This window comes from Latilactobacillus sp. VITA-14 (genome assembly GCF_046580785.1).
Lineage (GTDB): Bacteria > Bacillota > Bacilli > Lactobacillales > Lactobacillaceae > Latilactobacillus > Latilactobacillus curvatus.
Genome location: NZ_JBJKTM010000021.1, coordinates 16,356 through 28,377 on the forward strand (window position 1 = coordinate 16,356; position 12,022 = coordinate 28,377).

A 12,022-nucleotide genomic window follows, 5' to 3' on the forward strand; every position below is an offset into this window, starting at 1 on the left:
AGTGTTTAATTAGAAGCATCAAAGACTGTCAGGAGGCTTCCTATGACCTTGGAAATTAATGCAACATTAACGGCTACCCAAACGATCGTCGATTTAATCGAACAACCCGTTACTCAGCTTTTAATTGAACAAACACCGGCTAATACAACCGCATTCGCACACCCCGCTTTATTCCTCGGTTTTGCGCAACAACAACTGCAACAAATTGAACAACTCTCCCCACTTGAAACAGCCTCGACTGATCAAGTTGACACGGGTATCTGGATTACCATGGATCCTGAGTGGACTGAACAAATTGGCTACGTAGGGCAGCTATTAGCCGAACAAAATCAACCACCGATAACGAGCACCTCGCTTCCGTCCAACGTCTCTCAAAATTTCCGAACAACCTTAGCTCCAGCCGTTGAAGCCATCATCTTGGTCCTCAGCCGCTTTGGTTATCCCCTGACCAAAAGCGCACCAGTCAAAGCAAAACCGGCTAAAACACGTCATCGATGGACAAAAGCCGTCAGCCAAATCGAATTCACTGTTGCCACACGCGAAGCACAGGGCATAGCCATCTGGCAAAAGCGCAACGAGATGTTATTGAAAGCGGGGGCACAATTGCGGCCAACCGCGCCAGTTAATAAGGATGGCTCGTTTGGCTTTGCTGCTAAAATGGGCACTCACTTGCGCAACGAACATTCAGCGCAAATTCAAGACAATCAAACGACTGAAGACATTATTTTCAAGAGCGTGAATGAAATCGGCCTCTTCTTGTACTTTGGTGGCACCAATAGTTGGCTCGAACTATGCGACACAAATGGTCGCTCAATTGACGACTGGACTAAAATCTAAAATAGAAAAGAGATTCAAGATGCAAATTATCAGTTCTGGCATTCATCACGGCTACTTCGACGACCTCTACGGCAGTCATGGCACTCAATTTAACGCGGAAGGTGTGCCAACTTATTCCATTCCGTTTGACATTCAAGACGCACCTAGCGATACAGTCAGTTATGCTGCCGTTTTCTACGATCTAGATGCCTACGAAGTGACGCAAGGGTTTCCTTGGATTCACTGGACACTTGCCAATTTAAAAACGACCACTGTCGCGGCTAATGCTAGCCAACAAGCGCCCGATTTCATCCAAGGTGTTAATACTTGGCACAGTCCCAAAACAGACCATTTATCAACAGAAGCAAGTGCTTGCTACGGCGGGATGACACCCCCTAACCGCGATCACACTTATACACTTAAAGTATTTGCACTTGATACCACGCTCGATTTACAGCCTGGCTTTTACCTAAATCAAATGACAGCGGCAATGCGCGGTCACATCTTAGATAGCGCTATTTTAGAAGCACAATACCGCCAATTTAAACATTAGGTGACAATGGCCTTAACTCGGCTAACACTTTTGTCATCTGATCTTAAAATCGTCGCTTTTTTACGCTTAACATCGTATGATAACTTTATCAATTCGGAATAAGGAGTTCTCATTCAATGAAAAAAAACAATTAGCATTATTGCGATAATCGCCCTCATCATCGTCGGATTTGCTGGCTACCGTTAATACAAAAATACGTATGTCGGCGAAGTAGGCTACGCCAAAGTTGCTGCTCAATCTCCAGCTAAAGAAGCCACCAAAGATGATTCAGGTAAAACAGTGACTAATATGTATAGCTATCACTACCAACTAAATGTGGTGAAAGAAGATGGTAGCCACCAAGTGGTCCCTGTCGAAGTTACTGGCGAAAATCCAACGCCACTCACTCCCAACAGCTATGTCAAAGTTGAATTTAATTCAAAACGCGTCTTAAAAGGGCCTAATACTGTGTCCAAGAATCAAATTCCGGCTAAAGTTCTGGCGGGTTTAGATAAATAATAAATTAGCTTATCCTAGTACCATTAATACTTGTTATTAGCTGTTACCCTCTTAAATTAAGTTATTAAAAAGCAGTACCCTTGATTAGTTATCATGGGTGCTGCTTTTTGTATGTTTCCTGTGAAACATTTTGTTTTGTTTGATTTTCTTTAAGGCTTCACGTTGGGCGAAGATTGTTAGTTCGTGTTCTTCAACAAACGTCATCACCCACTCAGGATTTTCCTTACTATAGTTACGTAAAGCCCAGCCAATTGCTTTTTGGATAAAGAACTCATCTGTGTCAATATCTGCCAGAATGGCTTCTTCCAAAAACGCCACATTCGTTTTTTCGTAAAAACTGAGTTGTAGCGTAATCGCAATCCGGCGCAGCCAGAAATTCTCAGCACCTATAAAATGCTGTGCAACCCAATCAAACTGTTCAGGATGCAGTCTGATGTACTCTCCAAATACTTTTCGCCAAGCATCGATGCTGTCCCACCAAACTTTTTCCAACACCAACGTTAATAAATGTTCCATATCAGCCGGTTCCCACCAACGTACTGAACGCAATGCCATCTCGATGGCAACATATTGATACTCACGCGTTGGTTGAGCATATAAAGTCTCAATGAACTGCATTATTTCTGCTGGTGACAATTGTTTCACAGACTGCCACAATTCGCGTTCAATTAAATGGCGGTCCGGTGCTTTAACACCGTTAAATTCAAATTGACTCTGCATGTATTTCTTCATTGCCGCCTGATTTTCTGGATATATCGGTAATTCAAAATCCATGGTTATCCCTCCACTATATCGCCTCTAAAAAACTTGTGCCGTTTGTTTAGCTGTTTCAATAGCTTCCTGCATGATCACGTTAGCTTTTTCTGGCGAATGATCAATTCCTTCAATATTAATTTTAATGACTTCGTTAACACCGGCAAAGCCAAGGATTGTTTTAATGTATTGTGTTGCAAAATCTTGGCCAGCATAAACGCTTCCGGCTGACTGAATATGAACTGCTTTTTTTCCAGTTACTAAGGGCTGCGGAGCTGTTTCAGTATGTCTAAATGTTTTTCCAGCCACCATCACTGTGTCAATCCACGCTTTAAGTTTCGTCGGTACATTTAAATTCCAAAGCGGATTAACAATCACAAACTTATCGGTTGCTAAGAACTGGTCGGTATAGCGATTAAACCGAGCGACCTTCTCTTGCTGACTAGCGCTTAAGGTGGCCATAGCTTGCCCTTCTTTTAACGCCGCCCATGCCGTCATTAGTTCTTGATCAATTTCTGGTAAGTCAGATTGGTACAAGTCCAACCAACTGATTTCATCAGCTGGATTTTGTTTTTGATAAACTTGCATGAACTGCGCCAAAATCGTTAACGTCCGTGACTGTTCTGTAGCAAGTGGATGCGCCTTAACAACTAATACTTTACTCATTAATTTCCGCCCCTTAGTATTTAAACTTTATACACTTAATAAACCAACCACCTATTAATGACCTTTTACAACATTTTATACAGCAACAAACAACCAAAAACGATTAATAAGTCATAAATATACCGCACATCGTTCGACTATCAATTCGAGTGCTCACCCAATTGCCCAGCGGAATCACAACTAACAATAATGGTAAGCTAAGTCCCAATAGTTGCAATACTTGGATGGTCCAAAAGCCCGCTAAAATATGACTGATTACAACGATTGTCCCAACACAAATAAAATGGGCCTGTAGAATGCTACTTAACGATGCTACTGGCCATTTTTTTAATGTCCCATAAATCACCACCGGCACACCATGACTATTGTAGGCACTGCCCATCACGCCTGATATTATCCCAGCTAAATAATCCCAATGATGTGACTGTAAATGTTGCTGCTGCACGTGATGTCGGTGTAACTGATAGCGATTATAGCTGCCATAAAGGATTAAAAACCCAGCTAACGTTCTCAACACAATCGTCGTTGGCACATACGTCATCAGCGCTATCCCGACTGGCACACCCAATAATGAACCAATCACTAGTCGTCTGACAACCGCTATATCAATCTGTTGGCGGTGGCGAATCATAGCCGGAATCGCCACAATTAGTCCCAGCGCGCCAATCAAAGCCGTTGCCGCTTTTAAATCAATCGCTATTAGGGCCAATAATGGCATCGTTACTAATGCCTCGCCAAACCCAAAAACCGTTCTGGTAAAAGCGCCCAACGCAACGATCAAAAGAATCATAATTATTGTCATCCAGAAATCCTTCCTAAACCGTTTTGTTCCACACAACCTTTTCAAACTGCGTGCCATTACTTTTTAGTACGGATAAACTTGCATTAGCAACCATTTTTTGTGATCGAATTTCCTCAAACGGAATCCCCAGTAGTGTGTTGATAACAAACAATAAAATAATCCCATGCGCAACAACTAATACATCACCATCAGGATACGCCGTTTGAGCAGTCTTAATCGCGAGCATTCCACGTTCTAAGACCGCCTGGTAGGACTCCGCGTGAATCTGTTTGGCATCAAACAGCTCTGGATGATGGAAGTAATTTTCATATTGTGGATGGTTCGTCAAACTAGCACCAGGTTGGCCTTCCCAATCACCAAGTGCCATTTCTTTTAAATCATCCACGACCATGATTGCCGGTTGTGATTGATTAGTCTGCGACACTATCGCATCCATTGTTTCAACGGCACGTGTTAATGGTGACGTCAGTAACGCATCAAAAGACTGGTCCGCTAATAAACTACCTAGTCGTTTAGCAGCCGCTTGCCCCGCCTCAGTTAATGTTGAATTCGTCCCACCACCATTGAAACACTGTGCTCGATTAACCATCGTTTCACCATGCCGTACAAAATAAAAAGTTGTCATGTTGATCCCACCTTTATAGGATCTATCATACTATAAAATGCAAAAAAAGGCGCAGTTCAAATTGAACTGCGCCTTCATTGAGCCTCGTTTTATTTACCTTCCGACGTGTTTTCTGCCACGACTTGGTCATAGGCCTTTGTACCAGCATAGACTTCGTCAGTTAGGATGTTGCGTTTATACTTCATGACACGATAAATGTGGAGAATTAAGACTGCCACATTAATGACCAGTGCTAAACCACTGATTGTCATCAAAGCAGCACTACTGTGCGTACCTTGCACTGAAAATTGTGAATCCGTTACAAAAGCGGGATAACTCATTGTAAACATCATCCAAAAAGCCAATGTTTGCGCACATGCTTGGAGCCAGCTCCCTTTTTTAACCAGGAATGCTGCTAATGTACATGAAATTAATAATGCAGCGCCCGCATAGAATGAGTGATCACCAACACAATTGTAAACATAGGCGAAGTTCCAAACATCATAGGCGATAATCCAAGGCCAGATTTGATCGGGCCAGATCATGTCTTTTTGTTTGTCATGACTGGTAATAATGCCGAACCAGCCTGAGATTGTGATGATGTTAATAATCCCAGCAATCCCATTCATGATATTCTACGCGCCACCATTCATGATCACACCGTCGACTAATCCATGTAGGTGTGAAACTTGAAAATCACGAATCACAGCTTCCATAATATTAAACGCTAAAATTGCGGGTGGGAAAATCAATGCTCACTTGTTATGTTGTAACTTAGGGATAAAGCGCAGCGCCATAAACCCTAAACAACCTGCTAATGCTGAGTACACTTTAACCCAGTGGAACCAAGTCCCGGTACTGCTACCAGGACCAGCCGTCGTTGGCCAAACAAAGAGCGTTAAAACGACTGGCAACCCAACAAAGAGAATTAATCCAATCCACTTGTTAGCCCGGGCTGCCTCATTTAAAACCATTAATGCAATAACCACTAGTCCCCAAACTAGCCAATCCATTCCTGAAATATTTTGAAATAAAAACATATCAGTCACCTCCAAAGAAATAATTGCTAATTACATTCTTACTTTAACTGCAAGCTGGCGGTTTATGTATGGTCAATTCAGGGTAAATGTCCAAATTTAATGATTATTTTGTAAAACATGGTTCACAGTACCATTTAACATGCGATGCATGCGCTGATAAAATTCCTCTTTAGATTCTTGTAGATTTGTTACAAGCCATTGCGTAATCTGTGTCGCCAATGCCCAACCATAGAAATTGGCAATTTCATCTCGGAAAGTCGCTGGACAATCCACCTTTAAATCTTGAACAACCCCTGCAACTATGTTAAAAGCGACTTAGCAAATCTCGATTAAGTGAATGAAACGTATTTAAACAGAAATGCCGATTGTTTTCAATATAAGTTACCAAGACATCTAGACCGACGACCCAATCGCGTTCACGTTGATATACTGCCAGTTGCGTAACGATTTCACGATTATAAATCCAAGCAACCAACTCATTAATATCGGCGAAATGGTAATAAAACGTATTGCGCGCAACGTCAGCACTGCTTGTCAATTGATTGACCGTAATGTGATCGACCGGAGTTGTTTTCATCAATTCTTTTAAGGTATCTGCTAGCTTTTGCTTGGTATCCATCGTATTGCCCTCCAAAAATTATCTATGATTAGCATCCCATAGATAGTTCCGAACTGCACTCACTAACCCAATTTGCACTCCAGGATAAATTGTTCTATCGTTAGAGAGTACAATTAACGGAGGCGACTTATAATATGCACGAAACTGACAACGCTTTTAGGGCGATGACCAACGGGGAATGGTACTTTGATTCAGCGGTCACTATTCAAAAACGGGATGCAACCCGCATTGCCTTACAAAAATCCGGCCAAATCTTAGATAACGATGCACGGATGGCCACTATCCAAAAATTACTCGGTCATACCGGTAGCGACTTTTTCATCGAAACCGGTTTTGAATTTAGCTTCGGTGAAAACATTACGATTGGCGATCATTTTTACGCCAATCGTAACGTCGTTATTTGTGACGAAGCACCAGTCACCATTGGTGACTACTGTAAATTTGGCCCAGGAGTATCACTCTTAACCCCCTACCACCCAATTGACCCTTTAGAACGTGCGACAAAAAAAGAAATTTCTAGTCCCATTACTATCGGCAATCACGTCTGGCTCGGTGCAAATGTCACAATTCTGCCAGGAATCACGCTCGGCAATAACGTTGTCGTTGGTGCCGGCAGTGTCGTGACCAAATCCTATCCGGATAACGTAATTTTAGTTGGTAATCCAGCACGGGTATTACGGAAAATTCCCGCTAAATAATCAAAAAGGACTGACAAATGTCAGTCCTTTTTTAGGCTTCAATTGCATAATATTCAATAATCGTTTGTAAAGCCTCCGCTGCGCGTTGATCTCCAATTAACTTAGTGTAGTATGCTGTAAATCGTTCATCTGCTACATACATGGCTGCTAAACCGCGGTGCATTGCTAGACTATACCGGGGAGTCGCTGTTTGTAACCACGTTTGATGGGCTTCAAAGGCTGTTTGCGCCGCTTCTGATGGCAATTGCGGCTGTGGTCCAAGTAAGTTTGTAATGCCGTCTTCAATCGGTCTTCAGCCGCCTGCATCGTTGCATATTGGGCCTCACTTAGCCCTAAAAAGTGCTGATCGGCTTCTTGCTTGGCTTGTTTCCCATAGTTAGTCGTCACTTCTTGCCCGTAGCGTTGCTCATTTTCAGCCACCGCCTGTTGTTTAAACTGTTCGAATTTAGTTTGATCTGTCATTTGAATCCCTCCGGTTTGATTTTGAAGGGTCGCATCTAGCTGTGCTAACGTTGCCATTAGCGCAGCTTGTTGTTTAACCAGTTGTTCCCGCTGATTTGCTAAGCGTTCCAGACGCTCGGCCGGTGGTAACGCCAACAGCTGCTGAATCTCAGCCAGACTAAACTGTAGTTGACGGTACATTAAGATTAACTGCAGTCGATCTGCATCCTGGCTCGAATACGTTCGATAACCATTACTAGCAACCGCTGGCACCAGTAAACCGCGCTCGTGATAATACCGTAGCGTACGCTCAGAAACCCCGGTCAATTCAGCGAAAGTTTTAATCTGATAATCCATTTGCCTTCCCTCCTTCAAAACCCACTATAAGGCCTGACGTGACGTGAAGGTCAAGCATTGTTCGTTAGTGACTAATTAATTTCTGTTTAACCAAGTAATCATGGGCCACATCGCGTGCTTTGCGGTGTTTGACCTGTACTTGGTAGTTCATCTCTTGCATTTGGCTTTCAGTAATCTGACCTGCCAAGCGATTCAATGCTTTGACGACTTCCGGATGCGCTTTGGCAAAGCCGGCTTTCATAATCGGTGCCCCTTGATAAGGCGGGAAGAAGTGACGATCATCTTCTAAAACAACTAGCTTGTACCGTGCGACTTCCGCATCGGTTGTATAACCATCGACCACATCGACCTTGCCGTCCGCAATCGCTTTATAGCGAATACTTGGCTCCATAATTTTAGCATTTAAATTTAATTGATAGGTGTCCTTTAACCCTTGATACCCATCTTTTTGGTGATAAAAATCAGGATCAAAACCGGCCGTAAATGGTTGATTCAAAGCGGCTAAATCCGAAATTGTTTTGACATTATATTTCTTGGCAAAGGCCGCAGTAACCGCCAAGTCATAACCGTTTTGATAGCGCATTGGCGGTAAGTACGTCATATTGAACTGTTCTTGTAGCGATTTTTTTGCAAGTTGATACGTTTTAGTTGGATTCTGGTTTGTCTTAGTTGGCGACTTCACCAACGTTTGTAAAACCGTTCCTGTGAATTCAGGATAAATATCAATCTTATCAGCCTTCAAGGCGTTAAATAAGAATGTGGTCCCACCGAAATTGGGTTTAATCGTTACTTTGTAGTTAGACTGGTCTTCTAAAATTAGATCACGATACATATTCATCAAGATTTCGGGTTCACTACCCAATTTCCCAGCAATCGTGATGGTGGTCTGCGGCGCTTGAAACCGTGTCATTCCTTCGATCACGCCGAAAAGGCCAACAAAAATGGCTAAACTGACTGTGATTTTTTTAAAGGATAATGTCCCTAACCAGCGAATTAATGCACTGACCACTAACGCTAAAACCGCTGAAAGGGTCGCTCCAACCAGTAATAGTGCGTTATTATTTGACTGAATCCCAACAAGAATAAACGTCCCGAGGCCGCCCGCGCCAATCAAGGCCGCCAAGGTAGCTGTCCCGATAATCATCACGAGTGCAATCCGCAAACCCGAGATAATCAACGGCATCGCAAGTGGCAGTTCAATCCGTAGTAGCCGTTTAGCGCGCGGCAACCCGAAGGCTATTTCTGCCTCTTTTAATGCTGGATCAATTCCGATCAAACCAGTGTATGTATTTTGAAAAATCGGCATTAAGGCATAAAGTACTAACGTAATCACAGCCGGAATCGTCCCAATTCCGACAAGCGGGATCAATAATCCTAAGAGCGCCAAAGACGGAATTGTCTGTAAGACACTTGTGACTTGCAGCATTGCTTCAGCTAATTTCTGATGAGCTGTTAAAACAATCGCCAACGGAATCCCGATAGCCGCCGCAATTAATAACGCCAATAACGAAATCTCCAAATGTTGCCCAAGTGCTTGTAGCAACTCACCGGATTGGGTCGTTAAAATTTGTTCAATCTGTTGCATCATCGTTATAGCCCCCGTTTCGCAATGAGCGTTGTTAAATCGGTCATCGTCAATTGCCGTTGTTCTTGACCATCAGTGGCAACTACGCCCCCATCTGGATGGTCTACTAATTGTTGCGCTAATTCAGCTAATGTTGCACTGGACGTAATCGTTGTCGGCTGATTATTAACAACAGTTCCTAAATCGGCCGCCAATAAATCTTGAACTGTCAACGATGCTTGTTGGCGTTCAATGTCAAAAAATTCGCGAACAAATTCATTTTTTGGTTGATTAAAAATCTCTTTTGCTGTCCCGACTTGCTGAATACTGCCTTGGCGCATTACCGCAATTTCATCACCCAAGCGCAACGCTTCTTTCATATCGTGGGTCACAAATACAATTGTATTATGCAGCTGCTTTTGTAAACTCAAAACGAGATCTTGTAATTGTGTACGGGTCACCGGATCAAGCGCACTAAAGGGTTCATCCATCAAAATCACCTTAGGACTAGTTGCTAACGCACGAATAATCCCAATCCGCTGCTGCTGTCCCCCTGATAATTCGCTTGGATAACGGCTAGCATACTGATCCGGATCTAAATGGACCATTTCCAAAAGTTCGCGTGCACGTTTTTGACGATCAGCTTTGGTCCATTTCAATACCTCTAATTGAATGGTAATATTTTCCTCAATTGTGAGATGTGGAAACAACGCAATGTTTTGTAGAACGTAACCAATATTGAGCCGTAACGTTTGGAGATCCATTTGATTGATGGGTTGGCCGTCAATCTTAATTGTGCCACTCGTTGGTTCAATTAACCGATTAATCATTTTAACCGTTGTTGTCTTTCCGCTACCACTCGGTCCGACCAAAACAAATAGACCATTGTCTGGAATGGTTAACGTCAAGCCATCTAATGCTAAGCTTTGTTCATACTGCTTAGTGACACCTTCAAATTCAATCATGTGCTACTCCTTTTGCTGGTTAACGATTTGTTAACTTATTGTACCACTTAGCAATCAGCCCACCAATTGACGTGCTTAAACACCCAATCCAATTTTTTTGATTCGCTTTGTGACTATGCTAAGATGAACCCGAATTGAAATCTGAGGAGGTCTTAATATGCAAACACATTTTGATACAATCATTATTGGTGGCGGTCCTGGCGGCTTAGCGGCGGCTTACAGTCTCGCTGAACAACAGTCCGTCTTAGTCGTTGAAAATGATTTATGGGGCGGCACTTGCCCCAACCGTGGCTGTGATCCTAAAAAAATGCTTTATTCAGCTGTCGAAGCACTCGACAATCAACAAGCGCTCCAAACAAATGGCTTAGTCGGAACTAGCGCTATTAACTGGTCTGAACTGATGGCCTTTAAGCGATCTTATACGCAACAAATCCCAACTGGTACCCTCAACGGTCTACAACATGCCGGCATCCAAACCGTCACGGGCACCGCCCACTTCAGTGATACTCAAACCTTGCAGATTAATGGTGACACTTATACTGCCGACCATTTCATCATTGCGACCGGTCAAACACCAACGCTCCCTACAATCGAGGGTCACGATTTACTACAAACCAGTAATGAATTTTTAGACCTCGATCGTTTACCAGAAAAGGTTGCCTTTATTGGTGGCGGGTATATCGCCATTGAACTGGCAAATATTGCAGTTACTGCTGGTGCAGAAGTCCATATTATTCAACATAACGAGCATATTTTACGCGACTTCCCTAAAGTTTTAACACATAAACTCGTCACCAGTCTTCAGGAAAAAGGCATTCACTTTCATTTTGACACTGACGTCACAACAATTACGCAAACCAGCAATCAGCTAACTCTCAGTAATCAAGCTAATTTCAAACTGACAGTCGACGCCGCTTTTGCCGCAATGGGCCGCAAACCCAATATCGACCAACTGGCATTGGAAAAAGCTGGGGTAACAGCGAACCAGCATGGCATTCAAGTCAATGACCATTTAATGAGTAGTAATCCCCGCGTCTTCGCCATTGGTGACGTCGTAGATCGTGTCCAACCCAAATTAACACCAGTTGCTGGTTTTGAAGGCCGCTATGTCGCCAACCAACTACTCGCTAAAAAGACAGCACCCATTACTTACCCACTCATTCCACATACGGTATATGCAAGCCCACAAATATCACAAGTAGGCGTTTCTGTTGCAACTGCACAAGCTGCTCCTAATCAATACCGCATTAATCAACAAACCGTCACAAATTGGTATACCTTCAATCGTATTCAAGAATCCGACGCAATGGTCATCACCATTTTTGACAATCAAACTAACCAACTCGTCGGTGCTGCGGCTTACACCACAATTGCTGAAGAACTCATTAATTACTTTACCAACCTGATTAAACATCAGACAACCGCAACGGAACTCACCGATACCATCTATAACTACCCAAGCCCGGCGAGTGATTTAAAATATTATTATTAAAGGGCAAATTACAAGTTTAATCCGAACAAGCCCGGAATCTTTCAATGGCAGTCTGTTGATGATGTATTTTTAATGGTCGTTGATTAATTAGTTCAAGTGCTGCTAGGATCTCATCAGTCGTTACTTGGCTAAAATTGGTCTTTTTCGGGAAGAA

Annotated in this window: 14 protein-coding genes and 3 pseudogenes; 5 read left to right on the top strand and 12 right to left on the bottom strand. The window is 43.0% G+C overall.

What is annotated here, in order from left to right; genetic code table 11:
* Nucleotides 1-42 precede the first annotated feature (42 nt).
* The 3 genes and pseudogenes from ACF1X7_RS08370 to ACF1X7_RS08380 form a co-directional block, all read left to right on the top strand.
* The gene (locus ACF1X7_RS08370; protein ID WP_411162663.1) at nt 43-837 is read left to right on the top strand and encodes a hypothetical protein; all 795 of its coding nucleotides are present in this window, start codon (nt 43-45) and stop codon (nt 835-837) included.
* Between the two features lie 19 nt (nt 838-856).
* Nucleotides 857-1,369 carry a YbhB/YbcL family Raf kinase inhibitor-like protein gene (locus ACF1X7_RS08375; RefSeq protein ID WP_411162664.1) on the top strand — a complete coding sequence of 171 codons (513 nt, stop codon included), beginning with the start codon at nt 857-859 and terminating at the stop codon, nt 1,367-1,369.
* Between the two features lie 207 nt (nt 1,370-1,576).
* Nucleotides 1,577-1,867: pseudogene (locus ACF1X7_RS08380) on the top strand (DUF1093 domain-containing protein); the annotation flags it as partial.
* A gap of 84 nt (nt 1,868-1,951) precedes the next feature.
* Here the strand turns inward: ACF1X7_RS08380 and ACF1X7_RS08385 are convergent.
* From ACF1X7_RS08385 to ACF1X7_RS08415, 7 genes and pseudogenes are all read right to left on the bottom strand, one after another.
* A complete protein-coding gene (locus ACF1X7_RS08385; protein ID WP_056966174.1) occupies nt 1,952-2,641 on the bottom strand; it encodes a DNA alkylation repair protein in 690 nt (229 codons plus the stop codon).
* Between the two features lie 24 nt (nt 2,642-2,665).
* Complete coding sequence (locus tag ACF1X7_RS08390; protein ID WP_411162665.1) at nt 2,666-3,286, bottom strand: NAD(P)H-dependent oxidoreductase; 621 nt, start codon at nt 3,284-3,286, stop codon at nt 2,666-2,668.
* Nucleotides 3,287-3,389: 103 nt separating this feature from the next.
* A complete protein-coding gene (locus ACF1X7_RS08395; RefSeq protein WP_411162666.1) occupies nt 3,390-4,088 on the bottom strand; it encodes a sulfite exporter TauE/SafE family protein in 699 nt (232 codons plus the stop codon).
* Nucleotides 4,089-4,101: 13 nt separating this feature from the next.
* On the bottom strand, nt 4,102-4,713 hold the full coding sequence (locus ACF1X7_RS08400; protein ID WP_069467834.1) for a histidine phosphatase family protein: 612 nt from the start codon (nt 4,711-4,713) through the stop codon (nt 4,102-4,104).
* Between the two features lie 89 nt (nt 4,714-4,802).
* Nucleotides 4,803-5,732: pseudogene (locus ACF1X7_RS08405) on the bottom strand (DUF5692 family protein).
* Between the two features lie 96 nt (nt 5,733-5,828).
* Nucleotides 5,829-6,005: a TetR-like C-terminal domain-containing protein gene (locus tag ACF1X7_RS08410; RefSeq protein WP_237023239.1), complete on the bottom strand. Its 177-nt coding sequence runs from the start codon at nt 6,003-6,005 to the stop codon at nt 5,829-5,831.
* A 31-nt stretch (nt 6,006-6,036) separates the two neighbouring features.
* Nucleotides 6,037-6,351, bottom strand: a complete 315-nt coding sequence (locus tag ACF1X7_RS08415; RefSeq protein WP_237023238.1) for a TetR family transcriptional regulator — start codon at nt 6,349-6,351, stop codon at nt 6,037-6,039.
* A gap of 134 nt (nt 6,352-6,485) precedes the next feature.
* Here ACF1X7_RS08415 and ACF1X7_RS08420 point away from each other — a divergent pair, with 134 nt between their 5' ends.
* On the top strand, nt 6,486-7,049 hold the full coding sequence (locus ACF1X7_RS08420) for a sugar O-acetyltransferase (RefSeq protein WP_069467832.1): 564 nt from the start codon (nt 6,486-6,488) through the stop codon (nt 7,047-7,049).
* Between the two features lie 31 nt (nt 7,050-7,080).
* Here the strand turns inward: ACF1X7_RS08420 and ACF1X7_RS08425 are convergent, their stop codons facing one another.
* From ACF1X7_RS08425 to ACF1X7_RS08440, 4 genes are all read right to left on the bottom strand, one after another.
* Nucleotides 7,081-7,293 carry a TipAS antibiotic-recognition domain-containing protein gene (locus ACF1X7_RS08425; protein WP_411162667.1) on the bottom strand — a complete coding sequence of 71 codons (213 nt, stop codon included), beginning with the start codon at nt 7,291-7,293 and terminating at the stop codon, nt 7,081-7,083.
* Nucleotides 7,215-7,847, bottom strand: a complete 633-nt coding sequence (locus ACF1X7_RS08430; RefSeq protein ID WP_411162668.1) for a MerR family transcriptional regulator — start codon at nt 7,845-7,847, stop codon at nt 7,215-7,217. The genes ACF1X7_RS08425 and ACF1X7_RS08430 overlap by 79 nt, the downstream gene beginning before the upstream one ends.
* Before the next feature lie 64 nt (nt 7,848-7,911).
* Nucleotides 7,912-9,435: an ABC transporter permease/substrate-binding protein gene (locus ACF1X7_RS08435; RefSeq protein WP_039098544.1), complete on the bottom strand. Its 1,524-nt coding sequence runs from the start codon at nt 9,433-9,435 to the stop codon at nt 7,912-7,914.
* Nucleotides 9,436-9,437: 2 nt separating this feature from the next.
* Nucleotides 9,438-10,376, bottom strand: coding sequence for an ABC transporter ATP-binding protein (locus ACF1X7_RS08440; protein ID WP_039098545.1), 939 nt, complete (start codon nt 10,374-10,376; stop codon nt 9,438-9,440).
* A 157-nt stretch (nt 10,377-10,533) separates the two neighbouring features.
* Here ACF1X7_RS08440 and ACF1X7_RS08445 point away from each other — a divergent pair, with 157 nt between their 5' ends.
* Nucleotides 10,534-11,868, top strand: coding sequence for a dihydrolipoyl dehydrogenase family protein (locus ACF1X7_RS08445; RefSeq protein WP_039098546.1), 1,335 nt, complete (start codon nt 10,534-10,536; stop codon nt 11,866-11,868).
* 16 nt (nt 11,869-11,884) lie between these two features.
* Here ACF1X7_RS08445 and ACF1X7_RS08450 read toward each other — a convergent pair.
* A pseudogene (locus ACF1X7_RS08450) lies at nt 11,885-12,022 on the bottom strand (IS30 family transposase); the annotation flags it as partial.

Bases quoted from the DNA above. Each gene is read 5' to 3' on its own strand.
- ACF1X7_RS08385 (WP_056966174.1), bottom strand. From the start codon at position 2,641: ATGGATTTTGAATTACCGATATATCCAGAAAATCAGGCGGCAATGAAG.
- ACF1X7_RS08395 (WP_411162666.1), bottom strand. From the start codon at position 4,088: ATGACAATAATTATGATTCTTTTGATCGTTGCGTTGGGCGCTTTTACC.
- ACF1X7_RS08445 (WP_039098546.1), top strand. From the start codon at position 10,534: ATGCAAACACATTTTGATACAATCATTATTGGTGGCGGTCCTGGCGGC.
- ACF1X7_RS08430 (WP_411162668.1), bottom strand. From the start codon at position 7,847: ATGGATTATCAGATTAAAACTTTCGCTGAATTGACCGGGGTTTCTGAG.
- ACF1X7_RS08435 (WP_039098544.1), bottom strand. From the start codon at position 9,435: ATGATGCAACAGATTGAACAAATTTTAACGACCCAATCCGGTGAGTTG.
- ACF1X7_RS08370 (WP_411162663.1), top strand. From the start codon at position 43: ATGACCTTGGAAATTAATGCAACATTAACGGCTACCCAAACGATCGTC.
- ACF1X7_RS08400 (WP_069467834.1), bottom strand. From the start codon at position 4,713: ATGACAACTTTTTATTTTGTACGGCATGGTGAAACGATGGTTAATCGA.
- ACF1X7_RS08375 (WP_411162664.1), top strand. From the start codon at position 857: ATGCAAATTATCAGTTCTGGCATTCATCACGGCTACTTCGACGACCTC.
- ACF1X7_RS08420 (WP_069467832.1), top strand. From the start codon at position 6,486: ATGCACGAAACTGACAACGCTTTTAGGGCGATGACCAACGGGGAATGG.
- ACF1X7_RS08440 (WP_039098545.1), bottom strand. From the start codon at position 10,376: ATGATTGAATTTGAAGGTGTCACTAAGCAGTATGAACAAAGCTTAGCA.
- ACF1X7_RS08415 (WP_237023238.1), bottom strand. From the start codon at position 6,351: ATGGATACCAAGCAAAAGCTAGCAGATACCTTAAAAGAATTGATGAAA.
- ACF1X7_RS08390 (WP_411162665.1), bottom strand. From the start codon at position 3,286: ATGAGTAAAGTATTAGTTGTTAAGGCGCATCCACTTGCTACAGAACAG.